At 54.4% G+C, this 19,070-nt stretch carries 13 protein-coding genes; 3 read left to right on the top strand and 10 right to left on the bottom strand.

What is annotated here, in order from left to right; all coding sequences use genetic code 11:
- Window positions 1-16: 16 nt before the first annotated feature.
- The 5 genes from BM231_RS20605 to BM231_RS20585 form a co-directional block, all read right to left on the bottom strand.
- Entirely contained in the window at window positions 17-733 is a 717-nt protein-coding gene (locus BM231_RS20605; RefSeq protein ID WP_063295815.1) for an ATP-binding cassette domain-containing protein, read from the bottom strand.
- An 11-nt stretch (window positions 734-744) separates the two neighbouring features.
- A complete protein-coding gene (locus BM231_RS20600; RefSeq protein WP_093522362.1) occupies window positions 745-1,920 on the bottom strand; it encodes an FtsX-like permease family protein in 1,176 nt (391 codons plus the stop codon).
- Window positions 1,917-3,146: an HlyD family efflux transporter periplasmic adaptor subunit gene (locus BM231_RS20595; protein ID WP_093522360.1), complete on the bottom strand. Its 1,230-nt coding sequence runs from the start codon at window positions 3,144-3,146 to the stop codon at window positions 1,917-1,919. The genes BM231_RS20600 and BM231_RS20595 overlap by 4 nt, the downstream gene beginning before the upstream one ends.
- 181 nt (window positions 3,147-3,327) lie before the next feature.
- Window positions 3,328-5,007 (bottom strand): methyl-accepting chemotaxis protein, encoded by a 1,680-nt coding sequence (locus tag BM231_RS20590; protein WP_093522358.1) that lies wholly within the window; start codon window positions 5,005-5,007, stop codon window positions 3,328-3,330.
- Window positions 5,008-5,018: 11 nt separating this feature from the next.
- The gene (locus BM231_RS20585; protein ID WP_208860540.1) at window positions 5,019-6,035 is read right to left on the bottom strand and encodes a cytochrome-c peroxidase; all 1,017 of its coding nucleotides are present in this window, start codon (window positions 6,033-6,035) and stop codon (window positions 5,019-5,021) included.
- 551 nt (window positions 6,036-6,586) lie between these two features.
- Between BM231_RS20585 and BM231_RS20580 the strand changes: the two genes are divergently transcribed.
- Window positions 6,587-9,313: an autotransporter family protein gene (locus BM231_RS20580; RefSeq protein ID WP_208860539.1), complete on the top strand. Its 2,727-nt coding sequence runs from the start codon at window positions 6,587-6,589 to the stop codon at window positions 9,311-9,313.
- 93 nt (window positions 9,314-9,406) lie between these two features.
- Window positions 9,407-10,507, top strand: a complete 1,101-nt coding sequence (locus BM231_RS20575) for a TIGR03032 family protein (RefSeq protein ID WP_093522356.1) — start codon at window positions 9,407-9,409, stop codon at window positions 10,505-10,507.
- 55 nt (window positions 10,508-10,562) lie between these two features.
- Here the strand turns inward: BM231_RS20575 and BM231_RS20570 are convergent, their stop codons facing one another.
- Genes BM231_RS20570 through BM231_RS20550 form a run of 5 tightly spaced genes read right to left on the bottom strand, consistent with a single transcriptional unit; the run spans window position 10,563 to window position 17,408 of the window.
- Window positions 10,563-12,269, bottom strand: coding sequence for a dihydroxy-acid dehydratase (locus BM231_RS20570; protein WP_093522354.1), 1,707 nt, complete (start codon window positions 12,267-12,269; stop codon window positions 10,563-10,565).
- Window positions 12,269-13,717, bottom strand: coding sequence for an NAD-dependent succinate-semialdehyde dehydrogenase (locus BM231_RS20565; protein WP_093522352.1), 1,449 nt, complete (start codon window positions 13,715-13,717; stop codon window positions 12,269-12,271). The genes BM231_RS20570 and BM231_RS20565 overlap by 1 nt, the downstream gene beginning before the upstream one ends.
- Window positions 13,718-13,719: 2 nt before the next feature.
- Window positions 13,720-15,594 (bottom strand): thiamine pyrophosphate-binding protein, encoded by a 1,875-nt coding sequence (locus BM231_RS20560; RefSeq protein ID WP_093522350.1) that lies wholly within the window; start codon window positions 15,592-15,594, stop codon window positions 13,720-13,722.
- A 17-nt stretch (window positions 15,595-15,611) separates the two neighbouring features.
- Entirely contained in the window at window positions 15,612-16,679 is a 1,068-nt protein-coding gene (locus BM231_RS20555) for a Gfo/Idh/MocA family protein (protein ID WP_093522348.1), read from the bottom strand.
- 3 nt (window positions 16,680-16,682) lie between these two features.
- Complete coding sequence (locus tag BM231_RS20550) at window positions 16,683-17,408, bottom strand: IclR family transcriptional regulator (RefSeq protein ID WP_057462437.1); 726 nt, start codon at window positions 17,406-17,408, stop codon at window positions 16,683-16,685.
- Window positions 17,409-17,687: 279 nt separating this feature from the next.
- On the opposite strand from BM231_RS20550, the gene BM231_RS20545 reads away from it, so the two are divergent.
- Entirely contained in the window at window positions 17,688-18,959 is a 1,272-nt protein-coding gene (locus BM231_RS20545) for an ABC transporter substrate-binding protein (RefSeq protein WP_093522346.1), read from the top strand.
- Window positions 18,960-19,070 lie beyond the last annotated feature (111 nt).

Genomic DNA, 19,070 nt, shown 5'->3' with positions numbered 1-19,070 from the left:
GTTGCGGTTGGAGAGGTCATGCAGGCACGGCTTCCTCTATCAAATGGCCCTCATCCATTGTCAGGATACGGTCCGCCAATTGCAGGATGCGGTTGTCATGTGTCACCATTACCGTCGTGATGCCGCGCTTTTCGCCTAGTTCTTTAAGCAGTTTGACCACTGTAAGCCCGGTGTCCTTGTCCAGAGCTGCTGTCGGCTCATCTGCAAAGATGATATCTGGTGAAGAAACGAGAGCACGGGCAATGGCAACCCGTTGCTTTTGTCCGCCGGAAAGATGGGCAGGCAGATAGTCACTGCGATCTTCCAGCCCCAGAATGCTGAGCATATGTCGGGCTGCTTTTTCCTGCTGAGCCCCATCGACTGTCGCCTTCACGCCGTTTTGGTGAACTTGCAACCCCATCAGCACATTTTGGGTCGCTGTCAGGCTTTCGTGTAGGTTATGCGCCTGAAAAATAAAGCCAAGACGCCGCCGCAACATGATCTTCATCGTCTCGTCCGCGCTATGTAGTTCATGACCCAGCAAGGCGAGCTGGCCTTTCTGGACATCGCGGAGGCAACCCATGAGCGTTAGCAGGGTGGTTTTACCGGACCCGGACGGCCCCATCAGCACGGTTAGACTACCTTTTTCGATCTCGAAGTTAACATCGAAGATAGCCTGCTTACGGGCTTCCCCCTCACCAAACCAATGGTTGAGACCGGAAACACTGATTGGAGCATGTGGTGTGTATGTCATCATCAGCTCCGCTAAAACAGGTCAGCTGGATCAGCATGTGCCAATCGACGCGTTGCAATGGTTCCGGAAAGTGCGCAGGCGGCTAGCGTGCCGAGGAAAACAATGAGCGCTCGTGCCAATGTGAGTCCCACCGGGAGGCCGGATTTCAATGCCAGCATCTTGTAAATGCCCATGGCAGCAAACACACCGGGGAAGAACCCAAGCACAGCAAGGACCATGGCTTCCTCAAAGATGATGCTGAGGAAGAACCCTTCACTGAACCCCATTGCCTTGAAGGTGGCATATTCCTTTAGGTGATCGGCCACATCAGTGCTGAGAACCTGATACACGATGACGATGCCCACCAGCACGCCGATGATGGTGCCAAACCCAAAGATGATGCCCACCGGCTTTTCTGAGGTCTGATAGGCTTGTTCGTCTGCTGCCGCTTTGGCAAAACTGCGGATCTTCAAGGTATCCGTCGGCAACACTTGCTTCAGCAGTTCAACAGCCCGCTCAATGGAGGTGCCTTCTTTTACCTTCAGCAGGATGTGATCCGGTGCTCCAGAACTGCGGGAGGGAGAGAGCCGCAGCACACTCTGATCAGACATCACCAGATTGCCATCTGCACTGAAGCCTGCGCCAATCTGCAAGGTGCCGATCAGTTTGATCTGCCGGTTGTTCATTTCAAAAACAGCGGGTGTTTCCGGTGAAAGGGAGTTGAAAAATTCCTCTGTTCCACCTCGTGTTTTGCGGTCCACTAATGCCGTATCCGGCAAGGCCAACTGTAAAAACTGAGGGCGTAGCACTGGTGCCATAAAGTCGATAGCTTCGATGGGAAGCCCAACCAGTTGCAAGCCGGCGATCTGGTCTTTCTGCACCCGCCAATCGACCTTGGCGATGTAAACTGGTGCTGCCGATGCCACCTCTGGCACTGTCAGTGCTTGCAGCATGTGCACGCGGGCAACATTACCGCCTTCGGTGAGGGATTTTGCATCAGAGGCAGAGATCAAAATATCCGCATCAAACAGCTCGTAAGGTTGCAGTGTAGAGCCCGTGAGTGCGCCCATCATCCCCAGCTGAACAAACACCAGCACGTTGGCAAAGGCGACCCCTGCCAGAGCCGCAGCAAAGCGGCCTTTGTTGTGTGTCAGCTGCAGCCAGCCAATGGGCAACCGGCCCAACACCCATGTGAGAAAACGGGTCACTTGAGGGCCTCATTGCTTGCTGGCTGAAAGTAACCGAGGATCTCAAGATTGGTCAGGTTGGCTGCTAATTCAGAAGACGTTTCATCCAACGTCACAACAACTGTCACAACGCGGGCATCCGTGTTTGCGGCTGGATCGACGCTAATGATGTTCTGCCGCCCAACGATCAACCCAATCTCGGTCAGCGTCCCGCGCAGTTCCTGCGTCAGGGCTTCTGCCCGCAACGTGACAGTATCACCAATGTTCAGACGGCCAATCTGGTTCTGATAAATCTCCATTTCTGCCGTCATTTCGCGGGTATTGCCAAACTCGATGAGACCAGCAGAAGACGGACGCTCACCGGGCTGCACTAACAGGTCCAGAACGGTGCCATCAAACGGTGCACGGACAACAGATTTTTCAAGGTTCACTTCTGCAGTGTGCAAGGCGATTTGAGCGGATTGTAACTTACGTTTGGCGAGTTCCACATCCGCCTGAGAGATATCCGCTGAACCACTGTAACGCTGCAGGGTTGCCACCTTACGGGCAACATCCAGCAAAGCACTTTCAGCCTCTGCTTCTGCGCGGTCCAACTGGGCTTGTGTGACCACCTTACGGGCGAACAGAGACTTGGTGCGTTCTAGCTCCGCATTTGCCAGATCGGCATTGGTTTTGGATCGGTTCAGATCAGCCTCATTCTCTACCTGACTAGCCGTGATGGAGAGCTGCACCTGCCGAAGTGACGCTTCAGATACAGCGACTTCCGCCTTTGCCGCTTCAACGCTGGCTTCCAGTGAAGGTCGGTTGTCGAGAGACGCCAGAATGGTACCCTTCGCGGCCCAATCACCAATTGAGACTGGCAGGTCTGCGATACGTGCATCCCCTGCTCCAAATGGCACCGCGATGGTTGAAACACCATCCCGCGGGATCAGCTTACCAAGTGCCACCACAGCGCCAGCTTCCAGCGCTTTAATGTCTTCTTTGGTCACTGTCGTGTTGATTGGAACGGCAATTTTCTGATTGCTTCCACCACCCGGCTCCAAACCTGTCATCTCATAAAACAGGCGCAGGCCAGCGGGTTGGAAATACATGCCCATGACGCCACCAGTGAACATGATAGCGATGAAGACAGGGACAAACAGAATAATCCGTTTGAACGGCAAGCCCTTGCGAGCATTGCCGAAAATAGACGAAATGCCAGTGTCTTCCAAAGGCAAATCTTTGTTTGGTGCATTGTGATGGGTCACAGGACCACCTCTGCTGTGACTTATTAATTATTACTTTCTAATATTCTAATATGAAAATCACGCAACCCAAAAATTGTACGGATTTGTAACACAGGTGGAATTTGCGTTTTGGGTGCTATGGGTGGACTGTGAGGTGGACCTGAACTGCCTTTTACAGCAGTTCAGGTTTTATGTGTTGCGCTTAAGCTCGGACAGCCTGTTGGGTGTCTTCTTCTGCGATGCGGGTGAGGAAGGTGTCTACTTCGGCGGAGAGGTCGTTGGTGACCTGCTCCAGCAAGGCTGAGGACTTGTTGGCTGCTCCGGCTTCAGTGGTTGTTTCGTTGATTGCGCCGCTGACAGAAACAACGTTGCTGGCGGCCAATGCTGTTCCGTCGGATGCTGCCTGAACGGCTTGGGCGATCTCTGCGGTTGCCATTTGCTGCTGTTCAACGGCATCAGAGATTGAGGAGGTCAGCTCGCTGATTTCTTTTACTGCCGCTGTGATAGAGCCAATGGCTTCGACTGTGCTGCGCGTGGAGCTCTGAATACCGTTGATCTGCGCTGAGATTTCCTCGGTGGCGTGCGCTGTCTGGCTTGCCAGGGTTTTCACCTCTGTTGCTACCACAGCAAAGCCCTTGCCCGCGTCCCCTGCCCGTGCAGCCTCAATGGTTGCGTTGAGCGCCAGCAAGTTGGTTTGCTCGGCGATGTCGCGGATGAGGTTGAGAACGGTGCCAATTTGCTCAGCGGACTTTGCAAGCGCAATGACTTCGTTGTCCGTGGTCTGCGCGATTTCAGAGGTAGACGTCACCAGCGTGTTGGCGCGTGTGGATTGGCTGGAGATCTTCTGGATAGAAACAGACAGCTCCTCCGCTGCTGCTGCAACGGTCTCTACGTTTTGTGAGGCGCTGGCAGAGGCTTCGCCTGCGCTGTTGGCCTGCTGGGTTGCCTGATTGGCGACGTCGAACAAGCGTTCAGAGGAACTGCGCATTTCCATAGACTGGTTAGAAAGCATGGATACATTGCGTTCCAGAACCACGCGGAACTGCTCGACAACCTCTTCTTTTTGCTGTTGGCGCGATTGCTCGCGGGAGCGCTCTGTTTTGGCGTGCTGTTCCAGCTCACGGCGGGCGATTGCGTTCTCTCGGAACACCATGACCGCGTCCTGCATCTTGCCGATTTCATCCTTGCGGGCGGCCAGATTGAGGTCCACATCAACCGCACCGGAGGCAAGTTCATCCATCTTGGAGGTGAGCGAGACGATTGGTTTGCTAAGGCTGTTGGCAAGCAAGAGAGCAAAGCCAAGTCCGCCAAGACCTGCGATCAACGCAAAGCTGAGGGAAATGATGTTCAGCCGCCGTGCATCCGCATTGGCCTGTGCAAGTGCTGACTGACTGGCGGTAACTGTGGATGACACAATCGCGTTGATGGAAGCCCGAAGTGCCTGATTGTGGCGCTCGATCTTCTCTTTGGTCGGGATCATGCGGGATGGTGTAATACCCAGCAGGATGGCCGCATCTTTACTCCAGTTTTTAAAGCTGGTCTGTGCTGAGAGAACGGCCTGCCGCATCTCTTCATTGAGAGCAACCTCTAGGGTCTCCTCAATATCCATGCCCAGAGACGCGTTGATGTCTTTGAACTCACGGCGAAACTCTTCGGGCTCAATGAACGTGGTCATAGCGAGTGCTGTATCGACCACCTCTTTGGCGTGCTCAAAATCGTTGACAATGGTGAAGGAAAGGCGTTGTGCTTCCAGCGCTTTTAGCGTCACACGGCCAAGGTTTTCACGGCCTTCAGCTGCCTGCCAGACAAGGAATGCCATCAGTGCCATAGCGACGACAATGAGGCTAAGGATCGGAATGAAGATTTTACTGCGAATAGTCATGGATCCGGCCCTTAGTTTGGCAGTGTTGGCATTGGCGTTTCAGTACGCTCGGCGGTCAGCGAAACAAGGAATGCCTTGAGGTCCTGAACTTCCCGTTCAGACAGATCAAGCGGGCGCACATGCTCGGACCGGGACGGACGTTCGATGCCGCCAGCATTGTAATGGGCGATCATGGTTTCCAGATCAGGAATACTGCCATTGTGGGTGAACGGGGCGCGGTAGGTCAGGTTGCGCAGGCCTGGGGTTTTGAAAGCGAACTGGGCTTTGGGGTTGTCTTCCTCATAAAGCCCGCGGCCAATGTCTTCTGTCGGCGTGCCAATGTCGTGGAACTTGTTGTCCGTAAAGTTCCAACCCGTATGGCAGACTGCACAGTCGCCTTTGCCGTTAAACAGCTCAAACCCGCGTTTGGCGGAGGCAGAAATAGCATTTTCCTCACCTTCAACCCAACGGTCAAACGGAGACCAGCCGGAAACAACCGTGCGTTCATAAGTGGCGATTGCGGTCAGCACAGTGTCACGTGTGATGCCGTCCTGTGGGAAGACGAGACCAAACCACTTGTTGTAACCGGGGATCTCGTCAAGAATTTCAACGATGGTGTCAAACTTGCCGTCCATCTCTTCCGGATTGGTGATTGGTCCGGCAGCTTGCTCTTCCAACGTTTCGGCGCGGCCATCCCAAAACATCGGGGCAACCCAGGCGGCGTTGAGGACTGTTGGAGCTTGACGGCCAAGATGGGTGTTGGCGGAACCAACGGCGGTCGGAACGGGCACTTCGTAACCGAAGGACGGGTTGTGGCAGCTGACGCAGTTGATGTTTTTGTTGCCAGACAAGCGAGGATCGAAGAACAGCATTTTCCCAAGCGTTGCCATCTGCGGAGAATACGGCGCGTTCTCTGGAAATGGGATTTCCAACGGTCGGCGATATTGCTCTTTCAGCGAATTGATGTCTGCAGCACTCAAGGGAGATGAGGTCAGCCCCAACACAACGGCAGCAGACACATAGCCTGCAACTCTTCCTAGAAATGACATGATGCTCTCCCTTAAGCAAATACAAGGGAGATCCCCTAGCTGAGCAAGGGTTAATGAATGCCTTATCGATTGTTTTGATTAGGCATCTTCACTGATATGTGATGTGAGTTTAGATAGCTTTCCACTGATGACTCTAAAAACTGCGGTTCTACAGTGAGTTACGAAGAATTGATTGCCTGCAAAACGCGTATTGAACTGGCGCGATAGTGTCTCAGGAGCGTTCTAAATATGCTCAGCGCATGCGTGAAGGGGTAAGTTCTACAGCTTGACTCCGCTAAGAATCTCTTATGTCCCTCGTCAGTTGAATCTAGCTGAACCAGCGCCCTCACTTTTCAAAGCTTGTGATAAGAGAGGGCTCCGCTACTATCTCTCTTAACTCTTTGTTAACGAAATCGCTTGTCTGCGCTTATAAGGCATCCACTCGCAGTTCAGGTGAACCCGTTGACGTGTATCTGTTTGGCATAGTTGCACACTGCCAGACGAAAGAGACCAGTACTCGGCGTATCTCGAGAGATTTAAGTGCCTTAGTTTTTTGCAGTCTGAGGGTTTAAATGAGCGGCGGCGTCACATCTTTCAAGCCAGCACGGTTGTTGTGTTCTGGTGGCTTCTATCAATCTCTTCTTCTTTCCACGGCGATCATTGTGCTGCCGAGCGTGGCAATCATGCCAGCGCGCGCGCAATCTGTGTCACCCCAACCCCAATGTTCCATCAGCGGATCAGCAGTAACATGTTCGGGCGATTTGTCGGTTGGGGTTGATATCGACGGGGGAGTGGGCGGAACTTACACTAATCTGATCATCGAAAACGTCACGACAAACATCACACCCTCGTTTTTTCTTCCAGGCATTTTATTTGATTCCAACGGCGATGTTACGATCAACAGTAATACAGGTGATTTTATCATCTCGACAGATGGCCGGAATGCAATTGAGGTAGACCCAGGTGGCGGGAATGTCTCCATCACGCACACCGGTGGTATCCAGACAATAAGCCAATACGCCTCTGGTGTTGATGTGAGGAACGCTGATGCCGTAACAATCACACATAACGGCGATATTACAACGGATGGCTATTACAGCCGAGGCATTGAAGTTGCTTTTTCTCAAGAGATTACGATCACCCATACCGGTGATATCGCCACGACTGGCAATATGTATGCGGAAGGGATCTACGCGACCACGCAAGGTGGCAGCACAGGTGCCATAACCATCACGCAGACCGGTAATGTCGATACAGCGGACACATCAAGTACAGCCTTGTTTGCACGTTCTGATGGGACGGGAGATGTTAGCATCACGCATGTTGGAACGTTGACCACTGCTGGTAACGACTCGCGCGGTATTTTTGCACGCGCACGCGGTGTTGGTGCAGTGACGATCGACCAAAATGGTACCATCACCACAGGCGGTAATACGGCGCATGGTATCATGGTGTACTCTGAGAACACCGCCACTGTGACGCACAGCGGAACGATCAACGCCAATGGAGCGAGTTCTGATGGTATTTTGATTTCCGATGGCCTTGCACCTGCTACTAGTTTTCAGATTAATCTGACCGATAGCACCATCAATGCGCAGTCGTTTGGCATTAACATTCAGACAGTCGGTGACACGACGTTTACCCTGACTGGTACCAACGCAATCTCGGGTGTCGTGGACGACATTAAAGGCGGGACTGGGGATGACACGATCAACAACTCCGGCACGCTTACGTCAACCAATGGCATCGATCTGGATGCGGGAACGAACGCGTTCAACAACCTGAATGGCGCGACTTTCAACTCAGGAACTTCCGTTGTTCTCGGTGCAGGTAATGCGCTTACCAATGCAGGCCTTATCTCTCCCGGAGGTGAAAGCGGTATTGAGATTACCACGATTACTGGTGACTTTGTTAATGAGACTACTGGTTCGATGCTCGTTACATTCGATTCCAGCATGAGCAATTTTGATGTGTTGGATATCTCGGGCTCTGCAAATTTACAGGGCGGTGTTGTTTCGACCACAGGTGCCACTTTCACGTCAGGGAGCACATTTACAATTCTGGAAGTGCTCGGTGGAGTTACAGGCACGTTTGATAGTGTGGAAGACACGCTGTTTATTGATTGGAGTTTGTCTTATGGCGCAAACTTCGTGAACCTGACAGCCACTGCCATTGCTGATAATTTCTGCGGCTTTGCTAGCAATGAAAATCAGCGATCTGTGGCTTGTATCGGTTTGGACAGCTTGCCGCTTTCAGACCCCTTACCGCAGGCTTTGCTTGGGCTTTCCAACGGCGCTGAGGCGCGCGCGGCTTATGACGATCTTTCCGGCGAAATCTATGCCTCCATTCAAGGTGCGCTGGTAGAGAACAATTATCGCCGGATGGCATTGATCAACAACCGTATCCGCAATGCTGATGCATCGCTCGGCTCCATCTCCGTAGCTTTTGCGCCTGAGGATCCGACGGATCTGGAAGCAGATCGGCGGAACGACTTCTGGGGTATTGGTTACGGTGCGTGGTCCAACACGTTTGGCACCAGCGATACGGCGTCATTAGATAACAGTTTGGGCGGTTTGCTGTTCGGGTATGATCGGGAGTTTGCCGCGGAAACGCTTGCAGGTGTTCTTGGCGGGTATGGCCGCACAAATGTGAAGCAGGATGCCCGCTCCTCCAGCGGCTCAGCAACCACATGGTCTATTGGCATTTATGGGGAGACAGTAGCCAAGGATATCGGCTTTGTTCTGGCAGGCATCTACAATTGGCACTTCCTTGAAGGCGCGCGAACGGTAGATTTCTCGACCATTAATGAACGTGAGCACAGCAGCTATAAAGGCCGCGGCTGGCAGTTTTATGCTGAAGCGAACTATGAGGTTCCTGTCATGGATGCGTTCGCGTTTGAGCCATTCCTAGGGGTCTCATACATCGACGTGCACACGGATGGCTTCGCAGAGGATGGTGGAACTGCTGCCTTAACCAAGCAGGGTGGCAGCTTTGACAGCACCTTCACCAATCTGGGTGTGCGGGGTGTTTATAATGTCCATGACTGGTTCAACGTCAATGCATCCCTCAGCTGGCGCCATGCCTATGGGGATACAGATCCTTCCGCCTTGTTAGCCTTTGCTGGCAGCACCGCCTTTGGGGTGGATGGCGCGCCCATCTCTCAAGATGCGTTTGAGCTGGAAGTCGGCCTCGATGCACGTGCCACAGAAAATCTCTTCGTGAATGCGGAGTACAACGGTCAGTTTGGCGACAATGCAACTATCCATGTCATCGAGTTAGATTTTACGATCAAGTTCTAAGCCTCGGAATTTTCGAACCCTCATAACTCGCTGAGGCCCATCTTGTGGGATGAGCCTATAGTTTCAAACAAGAATGAAGTGAAAGGGGACGAGATGACAGGTTCAGCAAACAACCCTGCGCAAACGGCCGAGGCTGTAGAGCGGTTGGAGCCCGATGACATTTCGTGCTCTCGCGGTATGGCCACATGGCTCAGCACTCATCAGGTTTCGCTTGCCATCTCCTCCTATCAAACAGGGCAGCTGTTTCTTGTTGGGGTCAAACCCAGTGGAGGCATCCACTTTCACGCCATCGGCACAGGTCGTGCCATGGGCCTTTGGGCAGAGCCGCAACGGTTGATTCTGGGTACAGCCAATCAAGTGATCCGGTTTGAGAATATTCTGGAGGACGATCAACGCGTCGGGGATGCAGACAAGTATTATGTACCTCGTGTGGCGCATACAACGGGCGATCTGGATATTCATGACATTGTGGTCACAGACGACGGTAGTATCGTGTTCGCAAACACCATGTACTCCTGCTTGTCGACCTTGCATCCCATCCACTCCTTTGCCCCCTGGTGGACACCCGACTTCATCTCCAAACACGCTGCTGAAGACCGGTGTCATCTCAATGGCATTGCGCTCAAAGATGGCAAACCCGCTTATGTAACCATGGTCAGCCGGGCGGATGTGATCAACGGGTGGCGGGATCGCCGGGATGAAGGCGGTTGTCTGATCGACATTGCCAGCAATGAGGTCATCACTGAAAAACTCTCCATGCCGCATTCGCCACGCTGGCATAAGGGCGAGCTCTGGGTGATTAACTCAGGCACAGGTCATCTCGGGGTAATTGATCTTGCAAGCGGCGCATTCCAGCCACGGTGCTTCCTGCCGGGGTTCGCTCGCGGATTGGCGTTTCACAAGAACCACGCCATCGTTGGCCTCTCGCTGCCCCGTGATGGATCGTTCAAAGGCTTGCCGTTGGATGAGGAGTTGAGGAAGCGCGACGCAGACCCATGGTGCGGCGTGCAGGTCATCAACCTTGCCACAGGGGATGTGGTGGAATGGATCCGGTTTAGAGGGGTGGTGAAGGAAATGCTGGATGTTTGCACTTTGCCGGGAGTTCGATTGCCATCCGGTGCCTCGCCGACGTCCTCAGAAATGAGTAGCCTGCGCACAATCGCCAGTGTTTCAAAGCAAGTGGAGACTGCGTGACCCAGCGCTGAGGAGTGAGCAGAGGTTCCCTGCTCACTCGCATTTATGATTGCTCTCAGACCTTCTGCAGAAAGTCGAAGTCGCAGCCCTTGGTCGCTGGCAGTACCGTGTTGTGATAAAGCTGCTTGTAGCCGCGGGCTGGTTCCGGGTTTGGCGAGGTGAAGGCCGCGCAGCGACGCTCCAATTCTTCCTCTGAAACCAACAGATCGATGCTCTTGCTCTTCGCAGAGAGGCGGATACGGTCGCCATTTTGCACCAGAGCCAAGGGTCCGCCCAGATCAGCTTCCGGCGTTACGTGCAAAACGATGGTGCCAAACGCCGTGCCGCTCATGCGGGCATCGGAAATACGCACCATATCTTTCACGCCGGCGCGGGCCAGCTTTTTCGGGATCGGCAGATAGCCTGCTTCTGGCATGCCAGATGGACTGCGCGGGCCTGCGTTTTGTAGCACCATGACGTCATCGGCGTTGATGTCCAGATCAGGGTCATCGATGCGATTGGCGAGGTCTTCCAGAGACGTAAACACAACTGCCCTGCCCTCATGCTCAAGAAGCTCAGGCGTTGCGGCAGCACGTTTTAGGATTGCGCCTTCTGGTGCCAGTGAACCGCTCAGTGCAATCAGGCCGCCTTGTGGGTCTACCGGGTTGTCAGCGGTGCGGATCACTTTGTGGTCGATCGGGTCGGCCTTTGGTGCATCCAAACGCTCGCCAAGGCTTATGCCCTCAATGTTGATCGGGCTGCGGTGCACCTTGTCTTTGATCGCGTCCAGAACACCATCCAAACCGCCAGCACTATGGAAGTCTTCCATATAGCCCTGACCAACCGGCTTCAGGTCCACCACCACGGGTGTCTCGTCGGAAAGCTGGTTCATGCGGTCCAATGAGATGTCGATGCCAAGGCGACCAGCAACAGCAGTTAGGTGGATGATTGCGTTGGTGGAACCTGAAACGGCAAGTAAAACGCGCAGGGCGTTCTCAACCGCTTCACGGGTCATGATTTTGTCTGGTGTCAGGGCGTTTTCTGAGAGAGCCATTTTAGCGGCAAGAACACCTGTCTCTTCAGAATTACGCAGGCGATCTGCATGAACAGCAGGGATGCCAGCAGAACCTGGAAGGATCATGCCAAGGGTTTCTGCAATCACAGCCATGGAACTGGCGGTGCCCATCACGGCGCAGGTGCCAGCGGTGGTTGCCAGTCGACCTTCGATCTGGTTGATCTCTGATTCATCCACGGTGCCTGCACGATATTGTGCCCAAAAGCGGCGGCAATCGGTGCAGGCGCCAAGGCGTTCGCCCTTGTGGCGGCCAGTCATCATGGGGCCAGCCACAACCATGGTGGCCGGTTTGCCAGCAGAAGCAGCACCCATGAGCAAAGCGGGAACGGTCTTGTCACATCCGCCCATCAGCACGACGGAATCCATCGGCTGAGCGGTGATCATCTCTTCCACAGCCATGGCCATCAGGTTGCGATAGACCATGGAGGTTGGGCTCAGAAACACCTCGCCCAGAGACATGATCGGGAACGGCACCGGCAGTGCGCCGGAGGCCAATACGCCGCGCTTGATGGCTTCCAGCATCTCGGGGAAATGCCGATGGCAGTTGTTGAACCCGCTCTCGGTGTAACAGATGCCAACGATTGGTTTATCGAGGCTGGCATCCGTGTAGCCCATGGATTTGGCGAAGGATCGGCGCAGATAGCGGGCAAAGCCCTTGTCGCCATAGTTTGTCAGGCCGATTTCCAGCCCCTGTACTTTTTTGCTCATCAGATCTCTCGGGAGATTAACAGGTGGCGGGTGTATTTCGGGACGAGGTAATCCATGATGCCGAGCGAGCCACCCTCACGGCCAAAGCCGCTTTCCTTGTTGCCGCCGAATGGTGCTTCTGCGGTTGCCAGCAGGGTTTCGTTGATGCCAACCATGCCTGCTTCCAGCCGATCAGCGGTTTTGAGTGCCAAAGCGCTGTCATAGGAGAACACATAGGCTGCCAGACCAAACGGCGTGTTGTTCGCGCGTTCAATCACGTCTTCCTCATCATCAAAGGTGGAGATCGGCGCGACCGGAGCGAATGGCTCCTCGATCATAATCAAAGCATTATCCGGCACGTTCATCAGAACCGTTGGCTCAAGGAAGCTGCCATCTGGCAAGTTTGCTGGCTGGTTTCCACCTGAAAGCAGGTCCGCGCCTTTGGCGATGGCATCTTCAGTCAGGCGCAGCGCATGGTCCACAGCACGTTGGCGAATGAGCGGGCCAGTGGTGACACCCTCTTCCAGGCCATCACCCACCACCAGAGTTTTGGCGTAGCGGGCAAACTCTTCTGCGAACTCTTTCGCGATCGAAGAGTGCACATAAAACCGGCTTGGAGAAATACAAACCTGACCACAATTGCGGAACTTGGTGGCGGCCAGTTTCTGGGCCGCTGCAATCGGGTCAAAGTCCTTATGGATGACCACGGGGGCATGGCCACCCAGCTCCATGGTGACTTTCTTCATGCCATCTGCGCACTGGCGCATCACATCCTTGCCCACTGGCACGGAACCGGTGAGAGATACCTTGCGGATCTCTGGTGCGTTGATCAATGCAGGCGCAAGCGTGCGGCTGTCGCCTGTCAGGATAGCCAGTGCTCCCGGCATGAGGCCAGCATCCACCAGCGCCTGACCAATGGCAAAGCACGGGCCAGCGGCTTCTGAAGCTGGGCGTGCAATGACCGTACAACCAGCCGCCAGAGCTGCCGCGATTTTGCGGGCGGGCAGGAGTGCCGGGAAGTTCCAGGCAGATAGCGCCAGAGATGGCCCAACCGGCTGGTAGTTTACAGTAAGGCGCTCGTCCGCGTTGCGACCCGGAATGGTTTGGCCGTAGATACGCTTGGCCTCTTCCGCCTGCCACTCAAACTGGTCTGCTGCCGCTCCGGTCTCTCCAATGGATTCTGCCAGCGGTTTGCCTGTTTCAAGCGACATCACACGGGCAATGTCCTGCGTCCGTTCGCGGATCAGGTCAGCAGCCTTGCGCAGAACCTTGGCGCGTTCCCAGGCTGGAACCGCAGCCCATTTTGGGAATGTACCCTTCGCCAGTTTCAGGGCTGTGGCAATGTCATCTGCGCTTGCGGCCGCAATGGTGCCGATGGTTTTGCCAGTGACCGGGCTATGTACGTCACGGGTGTCGCCGTTGCTGGCGGTCACCCAGTTTCCATCAATAAGAAGTTTCGCATCTGTCATGATTAAATGCTCATTTTCAAGTATTTATCCTGAACGTCCTTGCACCAGTTGCCAACGTTCCAATTGCCATAAGCGCCCATGCCGCCCACCGGGTTTTCGCCGTGATAAACAGGCACATGCACCACGCTGAGGCCCTTGTGTGCTCTGGCTTTCTCCAGCGCTTCACTCAAATCTTCCGCGCTGTGCCCGCCAGATATGGCAAGCACGCCATCCACTGCGTTTGCCATGGCGATGTAATCGACAGCCACACCATCATTGGTACGGTAGTCGTTGCCATACTGGGCGAGCTGAAGGTGGCTGATGGCGGCCATGCGGCGGTTGTCAAAGATCAGAACTGTGCCGTGAACACCATGCTCCACGCCGTCGATCAGCACTTGCGGGTTCATCATGAAGGAGCCATCTCCCGTGAAGGCGACAGAGTATTTCCCCTCGTCCGCTATGCCGCCTGCGATGAGCGCAGAGACGGCAAAGCCCATATAAGAGGCTCCGGTTTCGGTGATGGTCTCGCCGACACGGTCATCTTCCACAACCTGAAAGCCATTGGCTTGCACGTCGCCCGCATCAAAGAGCTTGATGGCCCCGTGTTTTTTGCAAAAGTCAGATGCAGCTTTGATGGCTTGCGGCTGGGTCATCACTCCGCCCTGCCAAACCTCGTCATTGACTGCGCCTGCTGCATAGAGTTCTGCCTTGAACGCAGTCCATTCGCTCTTCTTAGTAGCACAGTCCTTCAACCAGTCAGCTTTGTTGCCAACGCCAGTTTTGCTTAGCTCAGCAAGCAGCAATTTCACCACTTCGCCAATGTCACCATTCAGAGCAGTGGTGTGGGCGTAGTGCTGCACATCCATTGGATCGGCGTTGATGTTGATGACGTGTTTTGCTTTTGGCCAACCCATGCCGGAGCAATCGCTTTGACATACGGCTCGTGAACCGATGGCGACCAGCAGCTCGGCTTCCTGCATGGCATGGTTGCCGCTGATAGAGCCTTTGGAACCACCCACATGCATGTTTTGCGGGTGTGAATCTGGCAGAATACCAAGTGAGCCGGGAGCTTCCACAACAACCGCACCAGCGGCTTCTGCCAGGGATCGCAGTCCCTCGGCAAATGGACGGGAGCCGCCGCCTGCCTTGATGGCGATCTTGCTGGTGGATTTCAGCCGTTCCACCGCCTCCAGCAGGTTATGGTCTACCGCTGGAATGGTCGGTTCATAGGTTGGAACAGTCGGCAGACTGTCTAGCCGGATATCCAGTTTCTGTGGTTGGGTGTTGAGCGGCAGGTTCAGGTAGAACGGGGCTGCTTTGAATGGATGGTAGACACAGCTGGCCCCCATGCGCAAAGCACTGCGCAGGGCCTCCGGGGTATGCAGCGTGTAGGCCTGTGACATGGCCGAGGTGATTTGCTGGAAGAGGCCCTGCTGCGGTTTTGGCACCTGCTGCATGTTGTAGCCTTCGCCATAGGTCGTCTCATCACCATAGATGTGATAGAGGCCAATGCCGTTGGAGGCGGCTGCTAAAGACCCTGCCATAGCCTGCAAAGCACCCGGCCCGATGGACGTGACAACCGCGCAAACCTCGCCATAAACCCAGCGCAGGGCTGTACCTGCATGGGCCATTTCCACTTCATTGCGGAACTGCCATGTGCGTACAAGGCCAGCGTCCTCATAAACGCGCAGCACTTCGCCCAGCTCGGTAGAGCCGTGGCCGAAGATTGCCAGATACTTGGTGACGCCCTGACGCATCAGGCCCAGAACCAACGCCTCGGAGAGCGTCATGGTCACTTGTTCAGCAAAATGGCCTGCAGTGATGGCAGCTTCCAGCCCGCCTTGAGCTTGAAGCCAGTTGGCGCGCTCCTGCATGCTGCCCGGAACAGATAAAGACATCTCTGTACTCCCGCCGCTTAGAAGCTGATCGTCTGGCCAGTGCGTGCAGACTCTTCTGCCGCCAGCGCAAAACTTAAGACATCGCGGCCTTGCCGTGCTGTCAGGATCGGGGCGCCGCCCTCGGTGATGGCATCAAGGTAGTGGCGTGTGGAGTTGACGAAGCTCTGCTCCCAACCCGCATAGATATCGCGGTACTCGGTGACGTTGCCTTCGCGGTAATGAATAAGCGGCGCAGGGTCGCCAATGGAGCCGTGACCGCAGTTGATCCAGAGAACGCCTTGGGTTCCAGTGATCTCGACCCGGTCATCCTGCGCGTAGTGCCTGGTCGCGATTTCCAGCTCCGGAGAGTAAACCACCTCCAGATTGCCGATCTTGTTGCCGGGGAAGCGGAAAGACACCATGGATGGAGCATCCAGATAGATGCCTTTGAAGACTTCGGTCTGACCGATAAAGGCGTGCACGTCAGACGGCATGCCCATGAAGTGCCAGGCAAGCGCGAATTTGTGGTGTCCGTCATCAAACACCAGCGGGCCGCCGCCAGCCATGTCTTTCATCTGCCGCCATGCGTTGGCTGCTGCAGGCACCTTCCAGGCGGTTTTGCTCTTGCCGGGGTTGGACTTGATGCGAATGGAAATCGGGTCTCCAATCGCGCCTGCATCCACCAGTTCTTTGGCTTTCAGGACAGGGGGATGGAAGATGAAGTTTTCGAAGATCTTGAAAGGGCGGTCATAGCTTTCAGCGGCTTCAACAAGGATGTCAGCCTGCTCCATGTTCATGCACATGGGCTTTTGAAGCGAGACCATCTTCCCAGCTGCGATGGCATCCAGTGCGGCCTGCAGATGCAAATGGTGTGGCAGCAGGATTTCTACCAGATCGATATCTGGACGGGCCAGTAGCTCTCTGTAATCATCGCTGATGATCGGGTCATCAACGCCCCATGCCTCTGCCTGAGACTGGGCCTGCTTTACGTTTTGATCACACAAGGCAACAATATTGCCTTTCGGGTTCTGCTTATACTCAATGGCATGCAAATCCGAAATACGACCTGTGCCCAGAATGGCAACGCGAACCGGCTGGTTCCCCATCCTTTACTCCCTCATAAAACACATTTTCTGAACAAGCGCGCCAAGCTCCTCAAAGCGCTTGTCATCAATTCGAACTGTCGGTCCTGAAACGCCGATCGCGGCGATCATCACCCCATGCTCATCAAAAACCGGTCCCGCTACGCAGCGGATGCCGGAGGTAAATTCTTCGTCGTCAATCGCGTAGCCACGATCTCTGCTTTTGGAGATTTCTGCTGCAAGGGCGGTGTGGTCCGTCAGGGTCACAGGGGTGAATTGCTTCAGCTCCTGCTCTGCCTGTGCATCACCAAACGCCAGAAAGGCCTTGCCAAGAGCGGTGCAATGCAATGGTCCCAGCGACCCGATGGGATGATCAACCTTGAGCGGAAGCTCAGAATCGATTTTATCCACATACCAGACCTGTGAACTTGCCAGCACAGCCATGTGTGAGCATTCGCCCGTCTCACGGGTGAGCTGCTTAAGGATAGGCTGCCACTGCTGGCGAACGGCAACAATGGCTTCAGCCGTCGGCCCAGACCCTTGAGAACCTGTCATTTTCTCGCTTGCTGCGTAGCGCCTATCAGTCCCTTGCGTAGCGTAACCGCATGCAACCAAAGTACGCAGAATATGCGTCGCATTGGACTTGTCGACACCAAGGTAACTCGCGATATCCGTAAGCCGCAGAGGTTTAGCCTGCTGGGCAAGATAGTCGAGCGTCTGAAGTCCACGGGATAGCGATTGTAAAAGGCGCAACGTCAATCTCCATTCACACACTGGAAAAGTTGGAATATGGACAACTAATTACACAAAGTTAAACATAGGGCAACAAAATTCCAGCGTCTGGACTCAGAATTGACACAGGTTTTACAGGAGTGCAAGGGGCAGTATACGTATTTTTGTACAAAATAAGCTTGACATTTTACGAAATGCGCGGCGAAATGGGACGTATATTCAGTTTTGTTGCACATAAGGCAACTTATTGACGAAATGAATTTGTAAAGCATATGCAAACTCTTGGGAGGGGATTGAAATATGAATAAGCGCAGAAGGCAACTTTTGCTTGCTGCGGTGCTTGCGCCCGTTATGGCGACAGCATCCATGGTTCCATCATTTGCAGCGGACGAAGTCACCATTTCTCACTACTTCACCGGTGAGCTGGGCCAGAAAGGCCTGAAGGACATTCTGGAGGGCTTTAAAGCCAAGTCCGGCATTACCGTTAAAGACAGCCCAATCGGTCATGAAGATTTCAAGACCGGTATTCTGGTGCGCGCGGCGGGCAACGCACTGCCTGACGTGTTCTCATACTGGGCTGGCGCACGAACGCAGTTTGTTATTGATGCGGGTGATCTGCGCCCAATCGACGGCATGTGGAACAAAGCCGGTCTGGACAACGTTGTCGCTAAGTCTGTTGCGGACGGTGCAACCAAGTATGACGGCGAACGTTATCTGGTGCCATTTGGCTACCACTACTCCGGTCTGTTCTTTAACAAAGCTGTTATGGAAAAGGCTGGCATCCTTGAGGCTCCAAAAACCTGGGAAGAGTTCCTCGCAGCCTGTGAGAAGCTGAAGGCAAACGGCGTGACCCCTATCGCGCTGGGTTCCAAGAACCGCTGGCCTGCTCAGTTCTGGTTTGACTACCTGATCCTTCGCACCGCGGGCCCTGACTACCGCGCAAAACTGATGAACGGCACAGCCTCTTATGCCGATCCTGAAGTTAAAAAGGCGATGGGTCTTTGGAAGAGCATGGTCGACAAAGGCTACTTTGTTGAAAATGCAAATGCAGACAGCTGGACTGATGCTTCTGACAAGGTTGCTCGTGGTGACGCGGCCATGACCCTGATGGGGACATGGATCACCGGTTACTGGAACTCCATCGGTCTGAAGCCGGGTGAAGACTATGACTTCTACCCATTCCCGGAAGTGACAGCTGGCGTTCCAAACGCTGTTGTTGGTCCGGTGGATGGTCTGGTGATCTCCGCAAATGCGAAGAACCCGGAAGGGGCTGAGCAGCTGCTTGAGTATCTGGTGTCTGATCCGGAAGCGCAGGCGAAATGGGCTAACATTCAGGGCGCTCTTTCTGCCAACGTGAATGTTGAAAAGTCCAACTACAACGCTGTGATGCTGAAAGCGCTCGACACCATCGACGCTGCACAGACCTTTGCGTTCAACTACGACCTGTCCACGCCTCCGCCAGTGGCGGAAGTTGGTCTGTCCATGTTCGCACGCTTCATGGATGACCCATCCAAAGTGGACGTCATTCTGGATGAAACACAGGCCAGCGCTGCAAGCGCGTTTGCCGAATAATCATTGCACTTAAAACAGAGCCGGTCGCAACATGTTTGCGGTCGGCTTGCCTCTATAGCTTCACGCATTCTCCCGCCAAACCATAGTGGTTTTGGGAGATAGATATGCACC

It is taken from the genome of Pseudovibrio ascidiaceicola, from assembly GCF_900114245.1.
Taxonomy (GTDB): Bacteria; Pseudomonadota; Alphaproteobacteria; order Rhizobiales; family Stappiaceae; genus Pseudovibrio; species Pseudovibrio ascidiaceicola.
This window is presented reverse-complemented; position numbering and strand designations above follow the sequence as displayed.